Here is a 25,994-nt window from a genome sequence, read left to right as displayed (position 1 = left end):
TCCTCCCGTTTTTTCTTGTCAGTCCGAGACGTCAGGCGCTGGCGCGGAGCAGGAAATCCTGGCGGGCCTGATCGAACTCCGCCTTCATCCGGTCGACCAGGTCGGCCACGGGCGGCGCGTCGGTGATCTGGCCGATGCCCTGGCCCGAACCCCAGATGTCGCGCCAGGCCTTTGATTTCGTGTTGCCGCCGGAGCCGAAATTCATTTTCGTCTTGTCGGCCACCGGCAGATTGTCCGGATCGAGTCCCGCGGCGGCGATGGAGGGGCCGAGATAGTTGCCGTGCACGCCGGTGAACAGGTTGGTGTAGACGATGTCGTGCGCGGCATGCTGCGTCAGCGCGGCCTTGTAGGCTTCGTCGGCGTTGGCTTCCCTGGTCGCGATGAAGCGCGTGCCGATATAGGCGAGGTCGGCGCCCAGCGTCAGCGCGGAGGCGATGCCGAAGCCGTCGCTGATCGCGCCTGACAGCAGGATCGTGCCCTTGAACCATTGCTTGACCTCGCGCACCAGCGCGAAGGGCGACAGCGTTCCGGCATGCCCGCCGGCGCCCGCGCAGACCAGGATCAGGCCGTCGACGCCGTGCTCAGCCGCTTTCCGCGCATGCTTGACGTTGATGACGTCGTGGAACACCAGCCCGCCGTAGGAATGCGCGGCCTCGACGATCTCCGCCGGCGGCCGCAGCGAGGTGATGATGATGGGGACGCGATGTTTCACGCAGGTCTCCATGTCCTTCATCAGGCGGTCGTTGGAGGCGTGGCAGATCTGGTTGACCGCGTAGGGCGCGACCTTCCTGCCCGGATTGAGCGATTTGTATTGGCCGAGCTCGTCCTCGATGCGGCTCAGCCACTCGTCCAGCTTCGCGACCGGACGGGCATTGAGCGCCGGAAACGAGCCGACGACGCCCGCCTTGCACTGGGCGATCACCAGCTCTGGTCCGGAGACGATGAAGAGCGGCGAGCCCACCACGGGCAGCGCGAGCGAATCCTTCAAGAGAGCGGGCAGCGCCATCATGTCCTCCCTGGAACCGCGGCCCCGCCGGCGGGGCGGATGACGAGGCGTTTCCCTGTTGATTGTCGCGCGGGCGATTGCCGCCCGTGTTGCGGATTTGATCCCACTATAAGGTTGGACGGCGCACTCCGGTCGTTCAATAATGTACGAGTAGACATTCAGATATGAACGGGGGTGCCGATTGGACTGGGATCTTTGCAAGACCTTCGTCGCGGTCGCCGATACCGGAAGCTTCACCGCCGCCGCCCGCCGGCTCCGCACCAGCCATCCCACCGTCAGCCGCGAGATCGCGGCGCTGGAAGCTCAGCTCGGCACCAGACTGGTGGCGCGCGCCGCCGACGGCCTGGCACTGACCGCGGACGGACGGACATTGCGCGAGCACGCCGAGGCCATGGCGGCGGCGGCGCTGCGGGCCGAGACCGCGGTCGCGGCCGGAGGACACAAGGCACGCGGCATCGTCAAGCTTTCGATCGGCGCGACGCTGGCCTCGCATTGGCTGATGCCGCGCCTGCCTGCCTTCCTGCGTGCGCATGACCATGTCCAGCTCGAGATCATCACCCACCCGTTTCCGGCGAGTGTGCGCCGGCGTGAGGCGGACGTGGTGCTGAGGCCTTTCGACAGCGGCGAGGAAAACCTGGTCGGCCGCAAGATCGGCCGCCTTGGGACCGGATTCTATGCCTCGCGCGATTATGCCGCGGGGCGGTCCTTGCCCGAGCGGCGCGGCGAGTGGAAGGAGCATAGCGTCGTCGGCTTCGCCGACCAGACGTCCAACGCGCAGCTTGCGCGCTGGAGCGACGTCGTCACCCGGCAGGCCAGGGTGGTGATGCGCTGCTCTTCCCAGGGCGACATGCTGGCAGCGGTCCGCGCCGGGATTGGGATCTCGGCGCTCTCCTGCTTCGTCGCGGAAAGCTATCCCGACCTCGTGCGCGTCGCCCCGCAAAAGCTCGCCAGCGTGGCGGACCTGTGGCTGCTTGCCCATCCCGACCTCGTCGAGCTTCCGGCGGTGCGCGCCGTCGTGGATTTCGTCGCCGAATGCGCCCGGGCCGACCGCGCGAGGCTGCGGGGCTAGGCATGATCCGGAAAAGTGCGCAGCGGTTTCTTTAGGCCGAGCCGGCGAGCACGCCCTCGCGCTTCTTCACCGCGCGATAATAGCTCCACCACAAATGCGCCGCCGCGCCGCGCAGGGGACGCCAGGGCTCGGCGAGCGGCGCCATCTGCTTTTCCGTCGGCCGTGCCTGAAGGCCGAGCCCGACGCGGATGGCCTCCTGCACGGCGAGGTCGCCGGCGGGCCAGGCATCGCCATGGCCGAGGCAGAACAACAGATAGACGTCCGCGGTCCAGGGGCCGATACCGGGCAGCGCGATCAGCGTGTGATGCGCGGCGTCGGCGTCTTCCTCGGCGAGCACGTCGAGGTTCAGCCGCTGCGCGCCGATCTCGCGTGCAAGATGCTTCAGCGTCTTGATCTTGGCGGCCGACAGGCCGAGCCGCCCCAACCGGTCAGTGCGGGCGCGGCGCACCGCGTCATGGTCGAACGGATCGAAGGCCGCCGACAACCGTCCCCAGATCGCCGCGGCGCTCGCGGTCGAGAGCTGCTGGCCGCAGACGATGTGGGCAAGGCCCGCAAAACCCGGCTCGCGCCGCCGCAACGCCGGCATGCCCGCGATCTCGAATACGGGTTTCAGGCGGGGATCGCGCTTGATCAGCGCTTGGACGGCCTCTTCGAGATCGGATTGGGTTTCGAGATGGATGGTCATGCGATTGGCAAGCTTTCTTCGACGTCATGCGCGGGCTTGACCCGCGCATCCATCTCCTATCGTAACAGAGTCCTTGGAAGATGGATGGCCGGGCTGAGCCCGGCCATGACGAGTTTGATATGATGGCACCACCCGTTTTCCGATTCGCCCCGAGCCCGAACGGCCACCTCCATCTCGGCCACGCCTATTCCGCACTGCTGAATTTCGACCGCGCGCGCGAGACCGGCGGCCGCTTGTTGCTGCGGATCGAGGACATCGATGCGACGCGCTGCCGGCCGGAATTCGAGGCGGCGATCTATGAGGATCTGGCCTGGCTCGGAATTAATTGGGAGACGCCGGTGCGGCGGCAGTCGGAGCATCTCGCTGATTATCGCGCGGCGCTGGACAAGCTGTCGGCGCTTGGGCTCATCTATCCCGCCTTCGAAAGCCGCGCTGAGATCGCAAAGCTCGTCTCGGCGCGCGAGGCGGATGGCCCGTGGCCGCGTGATCCCGACGGCGCGCCGCTTTATCCCGGCGAGTCCAAATCGCTGCCTGCCGACGCGCGGGCGCGCCTGATCGCTTCAAGCGCGCCCTACGCGCTGCGGCTCGACATGGCGGCCGCCTGTCGGCGCGTCGCCGGCCTGACCTGGAATGAGCTGGGCGAGTGGCCTGATGGCGAGCGCGGCACGGTCCCGGCGCGGCCCGAGGCCTGGGGCGACGTCATCCTGGCGCGCAAGGAGACGCCGACCAGCTACCACCTGTCCGTCGTCGTCGATGACGCGCTCCAGGGCGTCAGCGAGATCGTGCGCGGCCAGGACCTGTTTCACGCCACCGCCGTCCACCGCCTGCTCCAGGTCCTGCTCGGCCTGCCCGAACCCGCCTACCGCCATCACCGGCTGATTTGCGACAACGACGGGCGGAAGCTGTCGAAATCGAGCGGCTCGACCGGTCTACGCGCCTTGCGCACGGCCGGCATCACGCCTGCCGGCATCCGTCAGCTGGTGGGATTAGATTAAGTTTCTCTGGGGGTTAGCCAAACGCCGCCGTGACTCCGGGGGTTCCGCCGTGCCATGCTTGGCCGACAGCCCGGGGTTCGAAGGGGATACTTCGAAGGGGATTTATGGCGGCGAAAACGCGCCCAGCGCGCACCACGCGGACGTCCAGGCGACCGCCTCGGAAGCGGTCCGGGACGGCCGGCGGGTTGCGCAAGCGCAGCACCAAGGCGGTCGCCCCGGACGTGGTCCAGGCGGCGCTCGCCGCCTTTGCCCATGAGGTCCGCACCCCCCTGACCGGCATTCTGGCGATCAGCGACCTGCTTGCGACCTCCGATCTCGGCGAGCGGGAACGGCGCTGGGCCGACACCATCAAGGCCGGCGCCGAGCATCTGGCGAGCCTTGCCACGCTGTTCGTGGATGCCGCCCGAACCGGCAAGGGGGCCGGAAAGGGCGGAAGTACGCTGCGGCAGGACCTGTTCGATCTGCGCACGCTCGCCCGCAGCGCCGGGGATTCGCTGGCCGGCCGCGCCGCCGCCAAGGGTCTCCAGGCCCAGGTCGAGATCTCCGACAAGCTCCCCGGCCTCGTGGTCGGCGATCCCGTCCGCCTGCGCGCCGCGCTCGAGAACCTGATCGACAATGCCGTGAAGTTCACCGACCAGGGCGGCGTGGCACTCGAGGTCGCGCCCTGGCGTCCTGCCAAAGGCAAAACGAAGGGCAAGTCAAAAGATAAGGGCAGGGTCGGCGTCGCCTTCGCGGTGTCCGACAGCGGCATCGGTCTGACCATGGCCGAGATCAAGCGGCTGTTCCGCCCGTTCACCCAGGCCAATGTCACCATCGCCTCGCGCTTCGGCGGCGCTGGCTTGGGCCTGTCCTCGGTCAAGCAATTGGCGCGCGCGATGGGGGGCGACATCACCGTCGCCCCACGCCGCGGCGGTGGTGCTACCTTCACGCTGACGGTGTCGCTCGATGCGGCCGGACCGCGCAAATCCCGCAAGGCGAAGGGCGAAACCGAGGCGGATGTGGCCGCGGCGCTGCGCGTCCTCAGCGTCGAGGACAATCCGTTCGGCCGCGTCGTGCTCAACACGATTCTGACCGAGCTCGGCCATCATGCCGAGTTCATCGGGCGCGGCGAGGACGCCGTCGGCCGGCTGGCGCAAGGCGCGTTCGATGCGGTGCTGATGGATATGGTGCTGCCGGGCATCGACGGCGTCGAGGCCATCAGGCGGATCCGCACCATGGAGGCCCCGCTGGCTCAGATCCCGATCATCGGGGTGTCCGGCCGCGGCGAGGACGAGGCGGCCTCGCGCGAGGCCGGTGCCGACGCCTTCCTGGTCAAGCCTGTGTCTCCGCGGGCGCTAGCGACTGCGCTGCTTGAAGCGACACGCCGTGAGGAAGCCGCGACTTGATGATCGCGGCGTTGAGCTCGCCGCCGTAAACGAAGATCGCGGCGATGAAGTACAGGAACACCAGCGCGATGATGACCGAGGCGAGCCCCGCATACATGGTCACGTAATTGTTGGCGAAGCGCGCCAGATATTGCCCGAACACGATGCCTGATATCAGCGACGCCACGATGGTGAAGACGATGCCGGGAAGGATCTGGAAGAAGCCCCGCCGTCCAGCCGGCAGCCAGGCATGCAGGATGATCAGCGCCACCACCAGCGCACCGATGGTGATGCCGTAGCGCAGCCAGGTCAGGATGCTCTCGTTGGATTCGACGAACAGCGGGATGTGGCGCCGCGCCGCCTCGATCAGGAGCGGACCGAGCACGATCAGGAACGCCATGGCGAGCGCGGTGAAGGCAGCAATCAGCGTGTAGACAATCGATTCCAGCCGCAGCCAGTACCAGCGCCGCATCTCCACCACCGCATAGGCGCGGTTGAGTGCGACCCGGAGGGCCTCGACGCCGTTGGAGGCGAAATAGACCGACAGCGCCGCGCCGATGGTCAGAATGCCGGTGCGGGTCGTGGTCAGCACGTCATGCACCTCGCCCGAGATCGAATCGGCGACCTGCTTGGGCCAGATTTGCAGCATCAGGCTGGCGGCCTGGTCGGCGAGTTCCTTGGAGCCGAAGAAGCCCGCGAGCGAGGTCAGCACGATCAGGAACGGGAACAGCGCCATCAACGTCGACAGCGCGATATGGCTCGCGATCGCCCAGCCGTCGTCGGCCAGGAACGTGTAGAACGCATCCTCCAAGACGCAGTAAATGTAGCGGATGGCTTTCAAATGGCACCTACACCGCTGCCCGCTCTCCCCGCACGTAGGGAGAGGTCAGGAGAATAGGCAATGGGCGCAAATCGGAAATCATCGCAATACCATCTGATATTCTTGCCCCAAAAGCCAGTTCGCGAAGCGTCTCGCTGTCATTCCGGGCTCGACGCTTCGCATCGCCCCGGAATGACGCCGGAGGCTGCCGCGGCACCATGGCGGACCGGCGCGCACGGTGTTATCACCCCCCAATGGCATCTCTCCTGACGACTTTCATCCTGCCGGCGGCAGCCGGCGCCGTGGCGTTGGTGCTGCTGCTCGGGCTCATCAACATGATGCGCGGCGGCTCGCCCAACATTTCGCAGAAGCTGATGCGCTGGCGCGTGCTGCTGCAATTCGTGGCGATCATCATCGCGATGCTCGCGGTCTGGGCGATGGGGCGTTAGGGCATGATCCGGAAAAGTGTGAAGCGGTTTTCCGACAGGATCATGCCCCAAAATTAAGAGTCTCCTATGGTCGTACTGAATCGCATCTACACCAAGACCGGTGACGACGGCACGACAGCGCTCGGAACCGGCGAGCGGCGTCCGAAATACGATCTGCGCATCGAGGCCTATGGCACCGTCGACGAGACCAACGCCGCGATCGGCGTGGTCAGGCTCCACACCGCGGACATGCCCGAGCTCGACGTGATGCTCGGCCGCATCCAGAACGACCTGTTCGATCTCGGCGCCGACCTTGCGGTGCCCGAGCGTGAGGGCAAGGCGGAGCGGCTGCGGGTGGTGGCGAGCCAGGTCGAGCGGCTCGAGCGCGACATCGACGCGCTCAACGACAAGCTCGCGCCGCTGACCTCCTTCGTGCTTCCCGGCGGCACGCCGACTGCGGCCTATCTCCACGTGGCGCGCACGATATGCCGCAGGGCGGAACGGGTGATCGTGGAACTGGCGGCGCAATCCGGGGAGCAGGTCAGCGCGGCTGGCATCCAATATATGAATCGCCTGTCGGACTTCCTGTTCGTGGCCAGCCGGGCCGCCAACGGGAACGGCGCCGGCGACGTGCTTTGGGTTCCGGGCCAGAACCGCTGACCTACCGTGCCCTCTGCATTTCAGAAGGCCGAAATTAGACTCGTTCGCGCGTTGACCGGGGCAGATCAGGCCTTTAGGTTCCGCGCCAGTTGATAACCCCCCTCCCAAATTGAGTGAAAGAGGATCGATGAAGGTCTTAGTGCCGGTAAAGCGGGTGGTCGATTACAATGTCAAGGTCCGCGTCAAGGGCGATGGATCGGGCGTTGAACTCGCCAACGTCAAGATGTCGATGAACCCGTTCGACGAAATCGCGGTTGAGGAAGCACTGCGCCTGAAGGAAGCCGGCAAGGCGACCGAAGTCGTGGTGGTTTCCATTGGACCTGCGCAGGCGTCGGAGACGATCCGCACGGGTCTTGCCATGGGCGCCGATCGCGGCATCCTGGTGAAGGCCGAGGGCACGGTCGAACCGCTCGCGGTCGCCAAGATCCTGAAGAAGGTTGCGGAAGAAGAGCAGCCCGGCCTGATCATTCTCGGCAAGCAGGCGATCGACGACGACAGCAACCAGACCGGCCAGATGCTGGCTGCGTTGCTCGGCTGGTCGCAGGCGACGTTCGCTTCGAAGCTCGAGGTCGAAGGTTCTGACTTCAAGGTCACCCGCGAAGTCGATGGCGGTCTCCAGACCGTGAAGCTGAAGGGACCGACGATCGTCACCACCGATCTGCGTCTCAACGAGCCGCGCTATGCCTCGCTGCCGAACATCATGAAGGCCAAGAAGAAGCCGATCGCCGACAAGACCGTCGCCGATTACGGCGTCGACGTCGCTCCGCGTCTCGAGGTCGTCAAGACGACGGAGCCGGCCGGCCGCAAGGCGGGTGTCAAGGTCAAGGACGTCGCCGAGCTGGTGTCGAAACTCAAGAACGAAGCCGGGGTGCTCTGATGACGACGCTGCTGATTGCCGAACACGACAATACGTCGCTCAAGGATGCGACCAACAAGGCCCTGACCGCGGCCGCCGCGCTCGGCGCGGACGTCGAAGTCCTCGTTGCCGGCCAGAACGCCAAGGCCGCGGCGGATGCCGCTGCCAAGCTTGCCGGCGTCAAGAAGGTGCTGCTCGCCGATGGCGAGCTCTACGCGCACGATCTCGCCGAGCCGCTGGCCGCGCTGATCGTCTCGCTGGCCTCCGGCTACGATGCGATCGTCGCGCCCGCGACTTCGCGCTTCAAGAACGTGATGCCGCGCGTCGCCGCCCTGCTCGACGTCATGCAGGTCTCGGAGATCATCAAGGTGGTCGCCCCCGACACCTATGAGCGTCCGATCTATGCCGGTAACGCCATCCAGACGGTGAAGTCCAAGGACGCCAAGAAGGTCATCACGGTGCGGACCTCGACCTTCGCCGCAGCCGGCGAGGGCGGCAGCGCGGCGGTCGAGACCGTCGCGGCGGCGGCCGATCCGGCCCTGTCGTCCTTCATCGGCGAGGAGGTCGCCAAGAGCGACCGTCCCGAGCTGACCTCGGCCAAGATCATCGTCTCCGGTGGCCGCGCCATGCAGAGCCGCGAGAATTTTGCCAAGTACATCGAGCCGCTCGCTGACAAGCTTGGGGCCGGTGTCGGTGCCTCGCGCGCGGCGGTGGACGCCGGCTACGCCCCGAACGACTGGCAGGTCGGCCAGACCGGCAAGGTGGTGGCGCCCGAGCTCTATGTCGCCGTCGGCATTTCCGGCGCCATCCAGCATCTGGCCGGCATGAAGGACTCCAAGGTGATCGTCGCGATCAACAAGGACGAGGACGCGCCGATCTTCCAGGTTGCCGATTACGGCCTGGTCGCCGATCTCTACCAGGCGGTTCCGGAGCTGACGGCCGAACTCGGCAAGCTCGGCAAGTAAAAGACGCCAAAAACACCGGCCGGAGGCATAAACTCCGGCCGGTGTTTCATTTCTGAAGCGTTTTCTTTGGCGTGGGGCACGCCTTCGAAGCGATCCAATCTAGGTTTCGAGCCCGGGTTCTGATTAAATCAAGGTTCTGATCAAATCAGACCTCCCGGCTCGGGGGATAGGCAGGCGCGCTCGTCGCGCGCCGTTCCGGTGGATGACAAGATGGCGGCAGTGATCAAGAAGGTCGGCGTGATCGGCGCGGGTCAGATGGGCAATGGCATCGCGCATGTTGCGGCGCTGGCCGGTTTCGACGTGGTGCTCAACGACGTTTCGGTTGATCGCCTCAAGTCGGGCATGGCCACCATCAACGGTAACCTGGCGCGCCAGGTCTCCAAGAAGGCCGTCTCCGAGGACGACAAGGCCAAGGCTATGGCGCGCATCACGTCCGCCGAGAAGCTGGACGACCTCGCCGATTGCGACCTCGTGATCGAGACCGCGGTCGAGAAGGAAGAGGTCAAGCGCAAGATCTTCCACGAGCTCTGCGCCGTGTTGAAGCCCGAGGCGATCGTCGCCTCCGATACGTCCTCGATCTCGATCACCCGGCTTGCCGCCGCCACCGACCGGCCCGAGCGCTTCATCGGCATTCACTTCATGAATCCGGTGCCGCTGATGGAGCTGGTGGAGCTGATCCGCGGCATCGCCACCGACGACCAGACCTTCGAGGCGTCCAAGGAATTCGTCGCCAAGCTCGGCAAGCAGGTCGCGGTGTCCGAGGATTTCCCGGCCTTCATCGTCAACCGCATCCTGCTGCCGATGATCAACGAGGCGATCTACACGCTGTATGAAGGCGTCGGCAATGTCGAGGCGATCGACGCGGCCATGAAGCTTGGCGCCCACCATCCGATGGGCCCGCTGGAGCTCGCCGATTTCATCGGCCTCGATACCTGCCTCTCGATCATGCAGGTGCTGCATGAGGGGCTGGCCGATTCCAAGTACCGCCCGTGCCCGCTGCTGGTGAAATACGTCGAGGCCGGCTGGCTCGGTCGCAAGACCCAGCGCGGCTTCTACGACTACCGCGGCGCCAAGCCGGTTCCGACGCGCTAAGGCGGCGGTGCCGTAGGGTGGGCAAAGCGAAGCGTGCCCACGCATTTTTCGCGACCATGGTGAGGTGGTGGCCACGGCGCAAGTGCGCCTTTGCCCACCCTACGGCACCTATCGTGTGTCGATTCATGTCGCGTTAACCCCTCGCGCCTAGGCTGCAGCCGGTAAGAGGGTTCGCGTAATGGACATGATGGCAATGGTCAGCACCATGCTGGCCGCTCAGCAAGGCGCGCTGCAGTCGAATATTGCGGCGACGCTGGCCAAGCAGAACGCGGATATGGAGAAATCCACCGTCCTGACGCTGCTCGGTGCGGGTCAGCCCTCGCTGGCCAATGTCGGTGCCGGCGTCGGCGGCAACCTCAACATCACCGCCTGAAAATCCTAGAGCGCTGCGGCGGCCTTGCCCGTCGCCGCCCGGATCAACTTGAGCGCGTCCTCGCTCGCCCATTCCGCCGGCCCCGCGATCGTCGCAATCTCGCAGCCTTGCGGATCGACCAGCACCGAGGTGGGCATGCCCAGCGCCCGGCCTATGGCCTTAAGATCCTGAAAAACCTTGGCTTTCTGATCGCTGAAATAGCTGAGCCGGGCCAGATTGGCCTCTTTCAGGAAGGTCTTCGGCTTCTCGGGGTCGCGGGTGTCGATATTGATCGCCACCACCTCGAAATTCGGGCCCGACAGCTTGCCTTGGAGCTCGTCCAGCGCCGGCATTTCCTTCCGGCATGGCACGCACCAGGTGGCCCAGAGGTTCACCAGCAGCGTCTTGCCGCGGAAATCGGACAGCTTTTTCGGCTTGCCGTCGGCATCCTCGAAGGCGAGGTCGGGCAGCTTCAGCGGCGCGCTCGCCATGGTCAGCGCCGCCACCTCGCCATGGGCCAGCGGGGCGATCTTTTGCGCCGTAGCCACTGCCGCCCGGCAGGCCGGATCGCCTGATGGGGCCCGGCTCAGGCCCAGTCCGTACAGCGCGGCGAAGCCGGCCAGCCCTACGACCGCCACGGTGGCGATGACGAGGGGGACCCGGCGCGTGGCGGAGGGCGTCTTGTCGAGCATATCGTTTGTCATCCGGTCGCAGATATGGCTATCAGGGGCCTCTTAATACGGCTGGCGGCGGCCAGCAAACGTGCGGCAAATCAAGGCGTGAGCAGGGGATCATGAGCAACAAGATGTGGGGCGGCCGGTTCTCGGAACGTCCCGACGAGATCATGGAAGAGATCAACGTCTCCATCGACGTCGATCGTCACCTCTTCGCCCAGGACATTGCCGCGTCCAAGGCCCACGCTGCGATGCTTGCCGCGAAGGGCATCATCACGGGTTCTGATGCGAAAAATATCGGCAAGGGTCTAGACACGATTTTGTCAGAGATCGGCAAGGGCGGCTTCGAGTTCAAGCGCGCGCTCGAGGACATTCACATGAATGTCGAGAGCCGCTTATCCGAGCTGATCGGCCCCGCCGCCGGCCGCCTGCACACCGCGCGCTCGCGCAACGACCAGGTCGCGACCGATTTCCGTCTCTACGTCCGTGACATCATCGACGAGACCGACGCGGCGCTCGCCGCGTTCCAGGCCGCGCTGGTCAATCGCGCGCTGGAGCATGCCGCCACCGTGATGCCCGGCTTTACCCATCTGCAGACCGCGCAGCCCGTGACCTTCGGCCATCATCTGCTCGCCTATGTCGAGATGGCCGCGCGCGATCGCGGCCGCTTCCAGGATGCGCGCAAGCGGCTGAATGAATCCCCGCTCGGCGCCGCCGCGCTGGCCGGCACCTCGTTCCCGATCGACCGTCACGCCACCGCGAAGGCGCTTCTCTTCGACCGTCCGATGGCGAACTCGCTCGATGCCGTCTCCGACCGCGACTTCGTGCTGGAGGCATTGTCGGCGGCCTCCATCTGCGCCGTGCACATGTCGCGCTTTGCCGAGGAGATCGTGATCTGGACCTCGCCGCTGGTCGGCATGATCCGGCTCAGCGACAAGTTCACGACCGGCTCCTCGATCATGCCGCAGAAGCGCAATCCGGATGCCGCCGAACTGGTGCGCGCCAAGACCGGCCGCGTCATTGGCGCGCTCAACGGCCTGTTGATCGTGATGAAGGGCCTGCCGCTCGCCTATCAAAAGGACATGCAGGAGGACAAGCAGGGCGCCATGGAGGGCTTTGCCGCGCTGTCGCTGGCGATCCGCGCCATGACCGGCATGGTCCGCGACCTCGTGCCTGACGAAGCCAAGATGAAGGCCGCCGCAGGCGAGGGCTATGCCACCGCGACCGATCTTGCCGACTGGCTGGTGCGGACGCTGAAAATGCCGTTCCGCGAGGCCCATCACGTCACCGGCCGCATCGTCGCCAAGGCCGCCGAGGGTGGCGTCGCCCTGCACGAGCTGCCGCTCAAGGAGATGCAGGCGATCGAGCCCAAGATCACCAAGGACGTGCTCGGCGTGCTCTCGGTCGAATCATCGGTGAAGAGCCGCACCAGCTTCGGCGGCACCGCGCCGAAGAACGTGGCGTCGCAGGCCAAGGCCTGGGCGAAGCGGCTGGAAAAAGAGCGAAAATTGGGCTGAGGAGCAAAATTTCGCTTATGTTTCATGGTCATCCGGCTCTCGCCAGAGCGCGCCAATCTCTGTATGGTGCGCCCCGCGTAGTGGGGAATTTCGTCGTGACGTCAAAGTTTCGCCCGGCCGGCTCGGGGTGGGCCATCATTGTCTTGAGCCTGACGGCGCTCGCGCTTGCCGGCTGCGGCCGCAAGGGTCCGCTGGATTTGCCGCCGACCGCCTCCAACGCGCCAACGGGCAACGTCGCAGCTCCGACCGACACCGAGACCGCAGCCCAGAAGACGCCGAGCCTTTTCGACCCAACCTCTGGTGCGGATGCCGCACCCGCGGCGGCCAAGGGTAGGAAGAAACCGTTTATTCTCGACCCGCTGTTGGACGAACCTCCCGGCAAGAAATAAGCCGGGACAACCGAGCCTGCGTCATGAACCATTTCGACTATCGCAACGGCGTGCTGCACGCCGAGGCGGTGAACCTGTCCGAGCTGGCCGCAACCGTCGGCACGCCGTTCTATTGCTATTCGACCGCGACGCTGGAGCGGCACTATCGCGTCTTCACCGAGGCCTTCGCCGGCGAGAAGGTGCTGGTCTGCTACGCCATGAAGGCGAACTCGAACCAGTCGGTGCTGCGCACGCTCGCCAAGCTGGGCGCCGGCGCGGACGTGGTCTCCGGTGGTGAATTGAAGCGCGCGCTGGCCGCCGGAATTCCGCCAAGCAAGATCCTGTTCTCCGGTGTCGGCAAGACCGAACAGGAGCTGCGCGCCGCGCTCGCCGCCGACATCCTCTGTCTCAACGTCGAATCCGAGCCCGAGCTCGAGCTGCTGTCGCGCCTGGCGACCGAGACGGGCAAGACCGCGCGCGTCTCGCTGCGCGTCAATCCCGATGTCGACGCCGGCACCCACGCCAAGATCTCGACCGGCAAGTCCGAGAACAAATTCGGCATCCCGATCGTGCATGCGCGAGAGGTCTATGCCCGCGCCGCGAAACTCCCGGGCATCGAGGTGACAGGCACCGACGTGCATATCGGCAGCCAGATCACCGACCTCTCCGGCATGGAGACCGCCTTCCGCATCCTCTCCGAATTCGTGCAGACGCTGCGCGCCGACGGCCACAACATCTCCCACGTCGATTTCGGCGGCGGCCTCGGCATTCCCTATTACATGGACCGCGAGGCGCCGCCGGCGCCGGCGGCCTATGCCGCCATGGTCAAGCGCGTCAGCCACAATCTCGGCTGCACGCTGATGTTCGAGCCGGGCCGCATGATCGTCGGCAATGCCGGCATCCTGGTCGCCAAGGTGATCTATGTGAAGCACGGCGACGGCAAGAATTTCGTCATCATCGACGCAGCCATGAACGACCTGATTCGCCCGACGCTGTACGAGGCGCATCACGACATCCTGCCGGTGAAGCAGCCCACCAAGGGCGCCGCCACCATCACGGCCGACGTCGTCGGCCCGGTCTGCGAGACCGGCGACTATCTCGCGCTCGACCGCACGCTGCCGACGCCCGCGCCCGGCGATCTCATCGCCATCATGACCGCGGGTGCCTATGGCGCGGTGCAGGCCGGCACCTACAACACGCGCCCGCTTGTGCCGGAGGTGCTGGTGAAGGACGATCAGTACGCCGTGGTCCGCCCGCGCATCGAGGTCGAGCAGCTGATCGCGATGGACACGCCGGCACCGTGGCTGTGAGACAGTGATCGTAGCTCGGATGGAGCGCAGCGAAAACCGGGTTCTCGCCGAGCCGTAACAACCCCGGATTACGCTGCGCTCCATCCGGGCTACGGGTTTGGCGTTATTTTTTTTCGCCCACCACCACCCCCGCCCTTTTCTCGATCGGCTTGATCGCCGCGGTGAAATCGGACTCGGCGCCTTCCGCGCTGATCACGGTCTCCCACAACCGCCCGACCGCGTCCGCGACCTCCATCGACAGGCCGAGCTGCTTCATCTCCTCCAGCGCCAGCCGGACGTCCTTCACCATCAATCCCGTGGCGAAACCGAAATCGAAACTGCGCGGTAGCACGGCGCGCGGAAATTTGTCGCGGCTCGCGGTGTTCATGCCGGAGCCGGCGTTGATGACGTCGATCATGACGGCGGGATCGAGCCCGGCCTTCACGCCCATCACCACGGCTTCCGACGTAGCTACGATCGCGGTGGCCGACAGGAAATTGTTGGCGAGCTTCATGGTCTGCGCCGCGCCGGGCTTCTCGCCGATGAAGAACACTTTTCCGATCACGTCGAGGGCGGGCTTGAGCAGCTCGAATTCCGCTCTCGGACCGGAGACCATTACCGCCAACGTGCCCTTCTCGGCGCCGCCGACGCCGCCGGAGACGGGGCAGTCGATCTGGACGATGTTGCGCTTGGCGAGCAGGTCGTGAATCTTCACGGCCATCGCCGAGCCGACGGTAGAGAGGTCGATGAAGCGTTTTGCGCGGCGGCCCTCGATCACGCCGTTCGCTCCCGTTGCAACCTCGAGCGAAGCTTGCAGCGATGGCAGGCTCGCCATCACGGTCTCGACCTGATCGGCGACGTCCTTCGGGGATGTTGCCGCCGTCGCGCCACGTGCCGTGAGCTTGTCCGTGACCTCCTTGCGCGTGTCGAACACGACGAGCCTGTGTCCCGCCTCGATCAGCCGCCGCGCCATCGGGAAACCCATGTTTCCGAGCCCGATGAATCCGATGTCCATGGTGTTTCCTTGTGGTTGTTATTCGTTGGTGGTTGAACGTGAAGCGGCGATCATTCTCCGCTCGTCGTCCCGGGGCATCGCGAAGCGATGAGCCCGGGGCCCATAACCCCAGGGAGGAGTCGTTGCGCGGAAGCGGTCACTCCGAGTCCCGCTAACCACAGCTGCCTGTGATTATGGGTCCCGGGTTCGCGCTACGCGCGCCCCGGGACGACAGCGGAGATTTTGACGACATCTCACGCCTTGCCATCGATCTCCGCAAACACCTCGCGCGCGATGCGGAAACTGTCGACTGCCGCGGGCATGCCGCCATAGATCGCGACCTGCATCAGGATCTCGCGGATCTCCTCGCGGCTGACGCCATTGGTCAGCGCGCCCTTCAGATGCGCGCGAAACTCGTGCTGGCGGTTGAGGATCGCGATCATGGCGATGTTGAGCATGCTGCGGGTCTTGCGCGGCAGCTCCTCGCGGCCCCACACCGTGCCCCAGCAATATTCGTTCAGCATCTCCTGGAACGGGCGGTTGAAGTCGTCGACATTCTTCAGCGCGTTGTTGACATAGGCCTCGCCCAGCACCGCTTTGCGGACTTCCAGGCCCTTGTCGTGCATCTTCTTGTCCATGGCGTTTCCTCTCGTCTCCCTCGGGGCGGCGCGGAAATTACGGGGTTGCAGCGGGCCAGTCACGTCCTCGTGTTATGCGGGAAAAGGGGTGTCTCCCGTACCGGAACGGATGCCTCAGTGCTGCCGTTGTGATAGGCTTCTCTACCGGGCAACCTGGAGAGTTGATTGAACGGCGTCACCCCCGACCCGTCAGACCCGATCCGCAACGGCGATGCTCTGTCGCGGCTGAAGCTGGCGCAGGCCCTCGATCGGGCCATTTATGCCATCGCGTGGGAGCGTGCCTGGCCGAATTTGGCGCGGCTGCTGACCGTCGTCGGCCTGTTCCTGGTGGTGTCCTGGGCCGGCCTCTGGCTGGCGCTGCCGTTCGTTGCCCGTGCCATCGGTCTCGTTGTTTTCGCCGGCACCGCAATTGCCGTCCTGTTTCCCTTGATTCGCTTCCGCTGGCCGAGCCGCGAGGAGGCGCTCAGCCGGCTCGATCGTGGCTCCGGCATCCGTCACCGCCCGGCCACGACGCTGACGGACACGCTGTCCTCGCAGGACCCGGTCGCACAGGCGCTGTGGCAGGCGCAGCGCGAGCGTACGCTGGCCTCGCTCAAGCGCATCCGCGCCGGGCTGCCGCATCCGCGGCTCGCGCTGCATGATCCCTGGGCGCTGCGCGCGCTGGTGATGGTGATGCTGGTCGCGACCTTCTTCGCCGCCGGCGACGAGCGCGCGATGCGGCTCGGGGCCGCCTTCGACTGGAACGGCGTGCTGGCGCCGGCCAATGTTCGCGTCGATGCCTGGGTCACTCCGCCGCTCTATACCGGCAAGCCGCCGGTCATCCTGTCGGCCGCCAACAAGGAGGCCGCGGCGCTGCCGGCCGCCGGCCCGCTTGCCGTTCCCGCCGGCTCGACCCTGATCGTACGCTCCTCCGGCGGCAGCCTGGATGTCGTTGTCTCCGGCGGCCTCAAGGAGGTTGCTCCCGCGGAAGCCGCGCCCAAGGGCACCAACGAGAAGCGTTTCACCATCACGGCAGATGGCACCGCGCATGTCCGCGCGCCCTCCGGCCAGCCGCAATGGGCGTTTGCGGCAACGCCGGACCGTGCACCGACGATCGCGCTCGCCAAGGATCCCGAGCGCCAGGCGCGCGGCGGGCTCCAGCTCTCCTACAAGATCGAGGACGATTATGGCGTGACCGGCGCGGATGCCCACATTGCCCTGCGCCCCGCCGGCGCCAGGGATGGTAGCAAGGATGGCAGCAAGGATTCCGACGGCAAGGCCGCGGCGCGGCCGCTGTTCCAGCCGCCGCAATTCCCGCTCGTGCTGCCGAACGCGCGCACCCGCAACGGCGTCGGCCAGACCGTGAAGGATCTCAGCGAGGACCCCTATGCCGGCGCCGACGTCACGCTGACGCTCACCGCCAAGGACGAGGCCGGCAACGAGGCCAGGAGCGAACCCTTCAACATGCGCCTGCCCGAGCGTCTGTTCACCAACTCGCTCGCACGCGCGCTGATCGAGCAGCGCCGTATCCTCGCGCTCGACGCCAACAGGAATTCGGACGTCTACACCGCGCTCGACGCGCTGATGATCGCACCCGAATTGTTCACGCCGGATGCTGGCTGCTATCTCGGCCTCCGCAGCCTCGCGAGCCAGCTCGAGGCTGCCCGCACCGACGATGCGCTGCGCAACGTGGTGGCGAGCATGTGGGCCTTCGCGACGACCATAGAGGACGACGGCGTCGCCGGCAGCGTCAACGCCGCGCTGCGCTCGGCGCAGGACGCGCTCAAGGCGGCGCTGGACCGCGGCGCCAGCGAGGACGAGCTCAGGGTGCTGACGCAGAAGCTGCGCGAGGCCATGGCCGGCAAGGTGCGCGATCTCGCCCGCCGCGCCGAGCAGAATCCGCTCGGCGCCCGGCAGCCGTTCCCGGCGGAGGTCCAGCTCATCCTCGACAAGGCCGTCGAGCTGCGACAAAAGACCCAGCACGCGACGCCCGAGCAGCTCGCCGAGCTGGCGCAGCAGCAGGACGTCTTGCGCGAGCAGCTTCAGGCCTATCGCAAGTCGGCGAACAACCGTGCCAACAAGGCGGGGGACGACAGGACCAACCAGTTTACGCGGGACCGGAAATGCGGAAGCTAGCACCCGTGCCAGTCTTGAAGGTGATGTCGATCGCCTGCCTCGCCTTGCTGTTGGGCGGCGTCTCGCCGGCCGCCGCACAGCTGGATCAGGATCCCGATGCGCTGCTCGACAGCGCGGAAAAGGCGATGCAGGAATCCGGCGACAGCCTCAGGCAGAAGGAATCCGGGAAGAGCCTGAGCAACCAGTCCGACGCCATTCAGAAGCTCGAGGAATACAAGCGCGCCACGGAAAGAAGCCAGTCTTCCAATCGCGATCGTTCCGTCATCACGCAGCGCGATCTGGACGACCTCCTGCGGCAGATCGAGAAGGCGGCGCGCGAGGGCAATAAAGAGGCGGCCCAGCGCATGCTCGAGCAGCTCGCGCAGATCATGGAAAATCTCCAGATGGCGCAGCCCGGGCAATCCGGCGAGAGCGACATGGAGCAGGCGCTGAACGAGCTCAGCGACATGATCCGCAAGCAGCAGCAGTTGCGCGACAAGACTTTCAAGCAGGGCCAGGATTCCCGGCGTGACCGTTCGCGCGGCAAGCAGCAGGGCGACCAGTCGATGTCGGACCTGCAGCAGGATCAGCAGTCGCTGCGCGATCGCCTGAAGAAGCTGCAGGACGAGCTCGCCAAGCGCGGCCTCGCACAGAAGGGACAAAAGGGTCAAAAAGGGCAGCAGGGTCAGAAAGGCCAGCAGGGCGATCCGGGCCAGAGCGGCGATCAGGACGGCGATCAGGGTGATGACGACGGCAGCCTCGATGCCGCCGACGGTGCCATGGGTGATGCCGGCTCGAAGCTCGGTGAAGGCAATGCGGACGGTGCCGTGGATTCGCAGGGCAAGGCTCTCGACGCGATGCGCAAGGGCGCGCAGAAGATGGCCGAGGCGATGCAGCAGGGCGATGGCGACGGGCAGGGCGATGGTCCCGGCAATCGGGCCGGCCGTCAGCAGAGCGGCGGCAACCAGACCGATCCGCTCGGGCGCCCGCTTCATGGCCGCGATCTCAGCGACGACTACACCGTCAAGATCCCGGGCGAGATCGACGCCCAGCGCGTCCGCCGCATCCTCGAAGAGCTCCGCCGCCGCCTCGGCGACAGCTCGCGTCCGCAGATCGAGCTAGACTACATCGAGCGGCTGCTGAAGGATTTTTGAGGCGGCCCAGTACGTGCCCTATCTATCACCGTCACCCTGAGGTGCTCGCCTCTTCGGCGAGCCTCGAAGGGCGACGGCCCGGCTGGATCGGCTACATCGGGGCCGTACATCCTTCGAGGCTCCCCATGCAGCGCGTTGCGCGCCGCACGGCTCGCGCCTCAGGATGACGGATCAGCTGTGACTGTGTTGAGGTGTCAGGTTTTCTTCGCCGCCAGCGCATCCGCCACGGCGGTACGGATGTCGGCGACCGAGAACGGCTTTGTCACAACGTCGTGCACCAGCGCATTGAGGTTCGAGGCGCGCTCGCGCTGGTCGGCAAAGCCGGTCATCAGCAAGATGGTCAGGTCGGGAAAATCGCGCGCGGCGGAGAGCGCCAGCGCGATGCCGTCCATCACGGGCATCTGGATGTCGGTGAGCAGCAGGTCGAAGGCGCCGTCGTCGCGGGTCAGGATCTCCAGCGCCTCGGCGCCGTCCTGCGCGGTGACCGTTTCGTGCCCGTCCATGGCGATGGCGCGCGCCACCAGCGTGCGCATCGAATCTTCGTCGTCGGCGATCAAGATCTTCGGCATGGGATCAACTTTCGGACCAACCTCGGTACCGGGCGGCACGATTATACGCTGCCGCCGGCAATGTCGCGCCGGTTGAAGAAGCGAACGTCGATATTGCGGCCTTCCGGCGGCGGCGAGGCCAGGCGGGAGCGGAAGAAGGCGCGCTCGCCGGGCCGCAGCACGGTCTGCTCCAGCACCGTATTCCAGGCGTAGATCTCCGCGCCTTGCCCGTCGCGCACGGCAAAGCGCAGCCGCGGAATGTCGAGCGGCTTCTTGCCCTCGCCGACGATCACGCCCTCGATCACCAGCACCTGCTTACCGTCCACGGTCTCGCTGGACAGCTTCACGTCCTTGAAGGCGAGGCCCCGCAGGTTCACCTCGAGCCCGACCATCTTGTAGAAGGCGGCGGTCTGCGGCAGCAGCCGCACCATGTCGCCGCGCCAGATCACCAGCGCCAGCACCAGCGCGCCCAAGGCGGCGCAGGCGGTCGGCAGGCCGAAATGGGATTTTTTGGGCGACGTGGTGGCGACCGGACGGCTCACCCGCGCGCCGCGGCGGCCGAACAGACCGCGGAACCAGGACTGGTGCTGCGCGCCGACGACCTCCTCCTCGGCTTCCCGGGCCGCCGCGGACCACTCGTCCTCGGTTTCCTTGGGGGCCTCTTCATCGGGCCAGTCGCTGGCGATCGAGGGACTGTCGACGACAGGTGCGTCAGTGGCGCTGTCGTCCTTGGCATAGGAGTTCCACTGCTCGGCAAGGTCGGTCTGGTCGTCGGCCTGGCTGGCCGCGGCCATGGCCGGGACGGATGCCTCCTCGATGGCATCCTCGGCGTGGGCGATCCAGGTCTCCTTGCAGCGGGAACAGCGGACCGCCCGTCCGTTCGCCCCAAGGCTCGCGAGCTTGATGGCGTAGGATGTCATACAATGGGGGCAGACGATATGCATGGACGGGCCTCGACGATGACCCAGTCGCGCCGAACCGGGCACCCTGGATGCTACCAGGCGACCGTTAACGAACCGGAAACCATAACGGCGGCAAAACCCGTTGGTCGCGTATGGCGGAGCGCAGCAGTGCGACCCGCGTCCCCTCTCGAACGGAGCTGAGCTTGGTTCGGTTCGAAAATGTCGGATTGCGTTACGGTCTGGGGCCGGAGATCCTGCGCGACCTCAGCTTCCAGATCCCGGCGCATTCGTTCCAGTTCCTCACCGGCCCCTCGGGTGCCGGCAAGACCTCGCTGCTGCGCCTGTTGTTCCTGTCGCACCGTCCGACGCGGGGACTCGTCAATCTGTTCGGCCACGACATCTCGCGTCTCGGCAAGGACGAGATCGCCGATTTGCGCAAGCGCATCGGCATCGTGCTGCAGGATTTCCGCCTGCTCGATCACATGACGACCTACGAGAACGTGGCGCTGCCGTTCCGCGTCATGGGCCGCAGCGAGTCGAGCTATCGCAAGGAGGTGATCGACCTGCTGCGCTGGGTCGGGCTCGGCGACCGCATGGACGCGCTGCCGCCGATCCTGTCGGGCGGCGAGAAGCAGCGCGCGGCGATCGCGCGCGCCGTGATCTCGCGGCCGCAACTGCTGCTCGCGGACGAGCCGACCGGCAGCGTCGACCCGACGCTGGGACGTCGCCTGCTGCGGCTCTTCATCGAGCTCAACAAATCGGGTACCGCCGTCATCATCGCGACCCACGACATCGGCCTGATGGACCAGTACGAGGCCCGGCGGCTGGTGCTGCACCAGGGACGGTTGCACGTCTATGAGTAGGACCGACGAGCGCGGCGTGTTGGTCGACCTCGGACAGGAGCGTCCGCAGCTTCCGGCCAACGCGCGCAACATGTCGCCGATCGTGCCGCGCGCCTCGATCCAGGGCCGCGCGCTGGTCGCCGTCGTTGCCATCATGACCTTCCTGGCGTCGATGACCACGGGCACGGTGCTATTGGTGAGCGCCTCCGCCGCGGAATGGCAGTCGGACGTCGCCAGCGAGATCACCATCCAGGTTCGCCCGCAGGCCGGCCGCGATCTCGAACGCGACACCGCGGCTGTGACGGAGGCGATGCGCGCGCAAGCCGGCGTCGTCGAGGTCAAGCCGTTCACCCGGGAGGAGAGTGGCAAGCTGCTCGAGCCCTGGCTCGGCACCGGGCTGTCGATGGACGACCTGCCGGTGCCGCGCATGATCATCGCGCGTGTGCAACCTGGCACGCTGCTCGATCTCGGCGCCTTGCGCGCGCGCGTGACCCAGGTCGCGCCAAGTGCCAGCGTCGACGATCACCGCGCCTGGATCGAGCGGATGCGCTCGATGACCAACGCCACCGTGCTCGCCGGCCTCGGCATCCTCGCGCTGGTCATCATCGCCACCATCATCTCGGTCTCGTTCGCGACCCGTGGCGCCATGGCGGCGAACCGTCCGATCGTCGAGGTGCTGCATTTCGTCGGCGCCGGCGACCGCTACATCGCCAATCACTTCCTGCGTCATTTCCTGAGGCTGGGCCTCGAGGGCGGCGTGATCGGCGGCGGCGCCGCCATGCTGGTGTTCGGCTTCTCCGAGTCGATCGCCGGCTGGTTTTCCGGTACCCCCGTCGGCGACCAGTTCGCGGCGCTGCTCGGCACCTTCTCGCTGCGGCCGTCCGGCTACATCGTGCTCGCGGCCCAGGCCGTGCTGATCGGCGCCATCACCGCGGTGGCCTCACGCCAGACCCTGTTTGCGACGTTGAACGATGTTGATTGAGTTCTTTCTTCCGTTCTCCCGCAGGAGAGGGCGAAGAAACCGGACTCCACTTCGCCTCAAAACCTTTTAAAATCACCTCAGGGAAGGGATCATCGACATCATATGACCTCGCCGACCGACGATCGATCGCCGAACCTGCCGCGCGGCTGGCTGCGCGCGGCCGTGGTGTCGACGATTGCGCTCGCCTTCGTCGGCGCGGCGGCGGGCTTCATCGCGTTCCTGTCGCAATTGCGCGGCGCCGAGATCGCCCCAAGCCGCAAGGCAGACGGCATCGTGGTCCTGACCGGCGGCTCCTCGCGGGTGTCGGACGCGATGGAGCTGCTCGCTGCCGGCTACGGCAGGCGGCTCCTGATCTCCGGCGTGCACCCGACGTCGACGGCGAGCGACATCTCCCGGACCTTGCCGGAGAACCAGTCCTTCATGACCTGTTGTGTCGATCTCGACCGCACCGCGCTCTCGACCCGCGGCAATGCGGCGGAGGCGCGGCGCTGGGCCGACGGCCGCCGGTTCAAGTCGCTGATCGTGGTCACCTCGAACTATCACATGCCGCGCGCGCTGGTGGAATTCTCGCATGCGATGCCGCAGACGACGCTGATCCCGTTCGCGGTGGTCGGCGACAAATGGCGCGAGGAGCCGTGGTGGACCTCGGCGTCCACCTTGCGGCTGCTGCTGTCGGAATATGTCAAGTACGTCGCGGCCGAGCTCAGGGTGCGGCTGGAGGATTTCGGGATTGACCTTTCGCCCGAGATGTCGGAGCAGCCTGCAGGTCAGCAGCCAAAGCGGCCTGCCACCGCACAGGCCAATTGATCGGCAAATTAATCGGATCGTCGATGTTCCTGATTTTCCTGCGCTCGCTCGTGTTCAACGTGCTGTTCTACGCCGTGCTGGTCTGCCTCGCGATCGTGGCGCTGCCGACCTTCGCATTGCCGCCGCGCGCCATGCTGACGGTCGCGCAATGGTGGGCCAAGGCGACGCTGGTCCTGATGCGCGTGGTCTGCAACATCAAGGTCGAATTCCGCGGTGTCGAGAACATCCCGCAGGGGCCGCTTGTGATCGTGGCAAAGCACCAGTCGTTCTGGGAGACCTTCGTGCTGCCCGGCTTCTTCAATCGTCCGATCTTCATCCTCAAGCGTCAGCTCATGCAGATCCCGGTGTTCGGCCAGTTCCTGGTCAAGACCGGGATGATCGCGATCGACCGCAAGGCCGGCGTGAAGGCGCTCTTGGACATGACGCGGCGGGCGCGCGAGGCGGTGCGCTCGGGCCGGCAGCTCGTCATCTTTCCGGAAGGCACGCGCCGCGCGCCGGGCGCGCCGCCCGACTACAAGACCGGCTTCGCGCAGATCTATTCGTCCTGCGGCGTGCCGTGTCTGCCGATCGCGCTCAACTCCGGCCTGTTCTGGCCCCGCCGCACCTTCATGCGCTATCCCGGCACGCTCGTGGTGGAATTCCTCGATCCGTTGCCATCGGGCCTGCCGAAGGATGAGTTTCTCTCCCGTGTGCAGACGGCGATCGAAGAGGCAACCGGCCGCCTCGTCGAGGCCGGCCGCAAGGAGCAGGAGCAACTGATTGGCGCCTCGCCGAGTTGCGCCCCGTCGGAGAGCTAAAGCGCGATGAGACTAGGATGAATCGTCATCGCGCTTTAGTTTATTGTTTGAGCATGATCTTTCCGGAAAACCGCTGCGCACTTTTCCGGATCATGCTCTAGCGGCTCTCTCGATCGTCGCGAGCCGGCGGGTGCAGGGAATGCGCCTCCCCATGCAGCATGGTCGCGAGCTGATGCAATTGCGTATCGCGAAAACCTTCGGCCTCGATCGCCTTCACCGTCGCGGTGACATAGTCGCGATTGGCGCCGGACTGGCCGTGGCCCTGGACGACATGGCGGTGCTGCTCGGCGAGCGAGAGGCGGCCGGCATATTGCACATGGCCGCGGTCGACGACATAGGCGAGCGCGGAGACGCGCTGGCGCGCATCGTTCTCCAGCCACACCGAGCGCATGACCTCGCGATAGACCGAGGTGACCTGCTCGCGCGCCCGCAAATACGCGACCACGTCGGTGCGGTTCTTTTCAGCGACGCGAAAGGCGATGCCGCGGCAGGCGCCGCCGCGGTCGAGCCCGAGCACCAGGCCCGGCTTCTCCGGTGTGCCGCGATGGACGAAGGAATAGACGCAGAGCGCGCGGTGCTCGCCGACCAGCCGCGCCGGGACGCGCTCCTCGAAGTCGAAGCCAGGACGCCACATCAGCGAGCCATAGCCGAACACCCAGAGGTCGCCCGTGGCTGTGGTGACGGAGGGGAGGGTGATTTCGGACATTTCGGGCACGGCTACCAGAACCGCGCCCTCAAGCGAAGCGAATTCTCCGCCTTTCGTCGGGGGCTGGCCTCGCTTACATTTGCCAAAATCTGGGGCCAAAGGGTCGCCGCATGTCCAATATGACCGTTGCCGCAGGCCGCCGTTCCCGTTGGGGCCTTTTCATTGCCCCCGTCCTCGTCCTGATCCTCGCCGTCGCCTGGAGCTGCTTCTGGTTCTACGCGGCCTCGCAGGCCGAAGTGGCCGCCGACGCGTGGCGGGCGCAGGAGGCCAAGTCGGGCCGCATCTATGATTGCGCCAAGCGCTCGATCGCCGGCTTCCCGTTCCGCTTCGAGGTCCAGTGCTCCGGCGCCAGCGTCGCCCTGGTCTCGCAGAATGCCAGCAAGACGCCGTTCACTGCCAAGCTCGACAACATCCTGGTCGTTGCCCAGGTGTACGATCCCAAGCTCGTCATCGCCGAATTCTCAGCGCCCGCGACGCTGACCGACGGCGTCACGCAGAACACCTTCGTGGTGAACTGGAGCAAGGGCCGCAGCAGCGCGGTCGGCCTGCCGGCCGTGCCGGACCGCGCCTCCATCGTGTTCGACGATCCCAACATCAATCGTCTCGACGGCAGCATGCAGGTGCCGCTCGCGCGCGCCAAGCAGGTCGAGCTGCACGGACGCCTCGCGGATGGCTCGCCGGCCGATCATCCCGTGATCGAGACCGTGCTCCATGTCGCGCAGGGCAGCATCCAGGGCGTTCATCCCCTGCTTGCCGAGCCGTTCGAGGCGGACACGCGCGCCAAGATCACGGGCCTGTCCGACCTGACGCCAAAGCCCTGGCCGCAGCGCTTCCGCGAGATCCAGGCCGCCGGCGGCCACATCGAGATCGTGCAGTCGCGGATTCAGCAGGGCGAGATGATCGCGGTTGCGGCCGGCACGCTCGCCCTCTCGGCCAACGGCCGGCTCGACGGCGAATTGCAGATGACGGTGACGGGGCTCGAGCGCGTGATCCCCGCGCTGGGCATCGAGAAGATGCTGGAGGAGGGTGTGCCGCAGGCCACGCTCGACCGCGTTGCGCCCGGGGTGAAGTCGCAGGACCTCAACAATCTGTTCGGCGCGCTCGATCGCGCCGTTCCCGGCCTCGGCAAGGTGATCAAGCAGAACGCCAATGCCGGCGTTGCCGCCGGCATCAACTCGATCGGCACCGAGAGCATGCTGGAAGGCAAGAAGGCGAGAAGCTTCCCGCTGAAATTCGTCGACGGCGCCGTGCTGCTCGGCCCGGTCAAGGTCGGCCAGATCCCGCCGCTGTATTAGGTGGCGTAGCTGCCGTAGCCCGGATGGAGCGAAGCGCAATCCGGGACGGTGCCAGCCGCGATCAAGAATCCCGGATTACGCTTGCGCTCCATCCG

Annotated in this window: 28 protein-coding genes; 19 read left to right on the top strand and 9 right to left on the bottom strand. The window is 66.1% G+C overall.

From position 1 onward, the window contains the following. Nucleotides 1–31 precede the first annotated feature (31 nt). Nucleotides 32–1,006 carry a nitronate monooxygenase family protein gene (locus GGD67_RS07480; protein ID WP_179731888.1) on the bottom strand — a complete coding sequence of 325 codons (975 nt, stop codon included), beginning with the start codon at nt 1,004–1,006 and terminating at the stop codon, nt 32–34. A gap of 181 nt (nt 1,007–1,187) precedes the next feature. On the opposite strand from GGD67_RS07480, the gene GGD67_RS07475 reads away from it, so the two are divergent. Beyond that, entirely contained in the window at nt 1,188–2,075 is an 888-nt protein-coding gene (locus GGD67_RS07475; RefSeq protein ID WP_018316274.1) for a LysR family transcriptional regulator, read from the top strand. A gap of 31 nt (nt 2,076–2,106) precedes the next feature. Here GGD67_RS07475 and GGD67_RS07470 read toward each other — a convergent pair whose 3' ends face one another. Next, nucleotides 2,107–2,760: a DNA-3-methyladenine glycosylase family protein gene (locus GGD67_RS07470; RefSeq protein WP_018316273.1), complete on the bottom strand. Its 654-nt coding sequence runs from the start codon at nt 2,758–2,760 to the stop codon at nt 2,107–2,109. Between the two features lie 122 nt (nt 2,761–2,882). Here GGD67_RS07470 and gluQRS point away from each other — a divergent pair, with 122 nt between their 5' ends. Next, nucleotides 2,883–3,755, top strand: coding sequence for a tRNA glutamyl-Q(34) synthetase GluQRS (gene gluQRS, locus GGD67_RS07465; RefSeq protein ID WP_179732248.1), 873 nt, complete (start codon nt 2,883–2,885; stop codon nt 3,753–3,755). Nucleotides 3,756–3,859: 104 nt separating this feature from the next. Then, nucleotides 3,860–5,140, top strand: a complete 1,281-nt coding sequence (locus GGD67_RS07460; RefSeq protein ID WP_179731887.1) for an ATP-binding protein — start codon at nt 3,860–3,862, stop codon at nt 5,138–5,140. Here GGD67_RS07460 and GGD67_RS07455 read toward each other — a convergent pair. Then, complete coding sequence (locus GGD67_RS07455) at nt 5,067–5,960, bottom strand: YihY/virulence factor BrkB family protein (protein ID WP_026201638.1); 894 nt, start codon at nt 5,958–5,960, stop codon at nt 5,067–5,069. The genes GGD67_RS07460 and GGD67_RS07455 overlap by 74 nt on opposite strands. 233 nt (nt 5,961–6,193) lie before the next feature. On the opposite strand from GGD67_RS07455, the gene GGD67_RS07450 reads away from it, so the two are divergent. The 6 genes from GGD67_RS07450 (at nt 6,194) to GGD67_RS07425 (ending at nt 10,313) form a co-directional block, all read left to right on the top strand. Then, the gene (locus GGD67_RS07450; RefSeq protein ID WP_018316269.1) at nt 6,194–6,388 is read left to right on the top strand and encodes a twin transmembrane helix small protein; all 195 of its coding nucleotides are present in this window, start codon (nt 6,194–6,196) and stop codon (nt 6,386–6,388) included. 66 nt (nt 6,389–6,454) lie between these two features. Next, nucleotides 6,455–7,027, top strand: a complete 573-nt coding sequence (locus tag GGD67_RS07445) for a cob(I)yrinic acid a,c-diamide adenosyltransferase (RefSeq protein WP_179731885.1) — start codon at nt 6,455–6,457, stop codon at nt 7,025–7,027. Between the two features lie 127 nt (nt 7,028–7,154). Beyond that, nucleotides 7,155–7,904, top strand: a complete 750-nt coding sequence (locus GGD67_RS07440) for an electron transfer flavoprotein subunit beta/FixA family protein (RefSeq protein ID WP_018316267.1) — start codon at nt 7,155–7,157, stop codon at nt 7,902–7,904. After that, nucleotides 7,904–8,848: an electron transfer flavoprotein subunit alpha/FixB family protein gene (locus GGD67_RS07435; RefSeq protein WP_179731883.1), complete on the top strand. Its 945-nt coding sequence runs from the start codon at nt 7,904–7,906 to the stop codon at nt 8,846–8,848. The genes GGD67_RS07440 and GGD67_RS07435 overlap by 1 nt, the downstream gene beginning before the upstream one ends. Nucleotides 8,849–9,058: 210 nt before the next feature. Further along, the gene (locus GGD67_RS07430) at nt 9,059–9,940 is read left to right on the top strand and encodes a 3-hydroxybutyryl-CoA dehydrogenase (RefSeq protein WP_026201637.1); all 882 of its coding nucleotides are present in this window, start codon (nt 9,059–9,061) and stop codon (nt 9,938–9,940) included. Nucleotides 9,941–10,118: 178 nt separating this feature from the next. Then, complete coding sequence (locus GGD67_RS07425) at nt 10,119–10,313, top strand: hypothetical protein (RefSeq protein ID WP_179731881.1); 195 nt, start codon at nt 10,119–10,121, stop codon at nt 10,311–10,313. A 5-nt stretch (nt 10,314–10,318) separates the two neighbouring features. Here the strand turns inward: GGD67_RS07425 and tlpA are convergent, their stop codons facing one another. Beyond that, nucleotides 10,319–10,984 (bottom strand): thiol:disulfide interchange protein TlpA, encoded by a 666-nt coding sequence (gene tlpA / locus GGD67_RS07420; protein WP_018316263.1) that lies wholly within the window; start codon nt 10,982–10,984, stop codon nt 10,319–10,321. Between the two features lie 101 nt (nt 10,985–11,085). Here tlpA and argH point away from each other — a divergent pair, with 101 nt between their 5' ends. The 3 genes from argH (at nt 11,086) to lysA (ending at nt 14,161) form a co-directional block, all read left to right on the top strand. Then, complete coding sequence (argH, locus tag GGD67_RS07415; protein ID WP_179731879.1) at nt 11,086–12,483, top strand: argininosuccinate lyase; 1,398 nt, start codon at nt 11,086–11,088, stop codon at nt 12,481–12,483. A gap of 95 nt (nt 12,484–12,578) precedes the next feature. After that, complete coding sequence (gene lptM / locus GGD67_RS07410; protein ID WP_026201636.1) at nt 12,579–12,872, top strand: LPS translocon maturation chaperone LptM; 294 nt, start codon at nt 12,579–12,581, stop codon at nt 12,870–12,872. Nucleotides 12,873–12,895: 23 nt separating this feature from the next. Next, nucleotides 12,896–14,161 carry a diaminopimelate decarboxylase gene (lysA, locus tag GGD67_RS07405; protein ID WP_179731877.1) on the top strand — a complete coding sequence of 422 codons (1,266 nt, stop codon included), beginning with the start codon at nt 12,896–12,898 and terminating at the stop codon, nt 14,159–14,161. Between the two features lie 103 nt (nt 14,162–14,264). Here the strand turns inward: lysA and GGD67_RS07400 are convergent, their stop codons facing one another. Further along, nucleotides 14,265–15,155 carry an NAD(P)-dependent oxidoreductase gene (locus tag GGD67_RS07400; RefSeq protein ID WP_179731875.1) on the bottom strand — a complete coding sequence of 297 codons (891 nt, stop codon included), beginning with the start codon at nt 15,153–15,155 and terminating at the stop codon, nt 14,265–14,267. A 233-nt stretch (nt 15,156–15,388) separates the two neighbouring features. Beyond that, nucleotides 15,389–15,772, bottom strand: coding sequence for a carboxymuconolactone decarboxylase family protein (locus tag GGD67_RS07395; RefSeq protein WP_018316258.1), 384 nt, complete (start codon nt 15,770–15,772; stop codon nt 15,389–15,391). A gap of 165 nt (nt 15,773–15,937) precedes the next feature. Between GGD67_RS07395 and GGD67_RS07390 the strand changes: the two genes are divergently transcribed. Both GGD67_RS07390 and GGD67_RS07385 read left to right on the top strand, forming a co-directional pair. Further along, the gene (locus GGD67_RS07390; RefSeq protein ID WP_179731873.1) at nt 15,938–17,887 is read left to right on the top strand and encodes a TIGR02302 family protein; all 1,950 of its coding nucleotides are present in this window, start codon (nt 15,938–15,940) and stop codon (nt 17,885–17,887) included. Further along, nucleotides 17,875–19,020, top strand: a complete 1,146-nt coding sequence (locus GGD67_RS07385) for a DUF4175 family protein (RefSeq protein WP_092255681.1) — start codon at nt 17,875–17,877, stop codon at nt 19,018–19,020. Before GGD67_RS07390 ends, GGD67_RS07385 begins: the two co-directional genes overlap by 13 nt. Before the next feature lie 194 nt (nt 19,021–19,214). Here the strand turns inward: GGD67_RS07385 and GGD67_RS07380 are convergent, their stop codons facing one another. Beyond that, nucleotides 19,215–19,589 carry a response regulator gene (locus GGD67_RS07380; RefSeq protein WP_179731872.1) on the bottom strand — a complete coding sequence of 125 codons (375 nt, stop codon included), beginning with the start codon at nt 19,587–19,589 and terminating at the stop codon, nt 19,215–19,217. Between the two features lie 41 nt (nt 19,590–19,630). Beyond that, nucleotides 19,631–20,512 (bottom strand): MJ0042-type zinc finger domain-containing protein, encoded by an 882-nt coding sequence (locus GGD67_RS07375; RefSeq protein WP_179731870.1) that lies wholly within the window; start codon nt 20,510–20,512, stop codon nt 19,631–19,633. Between the two features lie 161 nt (nt 20,513–20,673). Between GGD67_RS07375 and ftsE the strand changes: the two genes are divergently transcribed. The 4 genes from ftsE to GGD67_RS07355 all read left to right on the top strand — a co-directional run bounded on the left by ftsE (nt 20,674) and on the right by GGD67_RS07355 (nt 23,898). After that, nucleotides 20,674–21,333, top strand: a complete 660-nt coding sequence (gene ftsE, locus GGD67_RS07370; RefSeq protein ID WP_020508614.1) for a cell division ATP-binding protein FtsE — start codon at nt 20,674–20,676, stop codon at nt 21,331–21,333. Beyond that, a complete protein-coding gene (locus GGD67_RS07365; protein WP_018316252.1) occupies nt 21,326–22,294 on the top strand; it encodes an ABC transporter permease in 969 nt (322 codons plus the stop codon). The genes ftsE and GGD67_RS07365 overlap by 8 nt, the downstream gene beginning before the upstream one ends. A 102-nt stretch (nt 22,295–22,396) precedes the next feature. Beyond that, a complete protein-coding gene (locus tag GGD67_RS07360) occupies nt 22,397–23,101 on the top strand; it encodes a YdcF family protein (protein WP_018316251.1) in 705 nt (234 codons plus the stop codon). Nucleotides 23,102–23,124: 23 nt separating this feature from the next. Beyond that, nucleotides 23,125–23,898 (top strand): 1-acyl-sn-glycerol-3-phosphate acyltransferase, encoded by a 774-nt coding sequence (locus tag GGD67_RS07355; RefSeq protein WP_179731868.1) that lies wholly within the window; start codon nt 23,125–23,127, stop codon nt 23,896–23,898. 97 nt (nt 23,899–23,995) lie between these two features. On the opposite strand, the gene GGD67_RS07350 is transcribed toward GGD67_RS07355, so the two are convergent. Beyond that, complete coding sequence (locus tag GGD67_RS07350; RefSeq protein ID WP_026201635.1) at nt 23,996–24,604, bottom strand: gamma-glutamylcyclotransferase; 609 nt, start codon at nt 24,602–24,604, stop codon at nt 23,996–23,998. Nucleotides 24,605–24,714: 110 nt separating this feature from the next. Between GGD67_RS07350 and GGD67_RS07345 the strand changes: the two genes are divergently transcribed. Further along, nucleotides 24,715–25,899 (top strand): DUF2125 domain-containing protein, encoded by a 1,185-nt coding sequence (locus GGD67_RS07345; RefSeq protein ID WP_179731867.1) that lies wholly within the window; start codon nt 24,715–24,717, stop codon nt 25,897–25,899. The last annotated feature ends 95 nt before the right edge of the window (nt 25,900–25,994 follow it).

This window comes from Bradyrhizobium sp. IAR9 (assembly GCF_013408065.1).
In the GTDB taxonomy this organism is placed as follows: Bacteria; Pseudomonadota; Alphaproteobacteria; order Rhizobiales; family Xanthobacteraceae; genus Bradyrhizobium.
The sequence above is the reverse complement of the archived record's forward strand: the minus strand, read 5'-3'. Positions and strand labels throughout refer to the sequence as shown.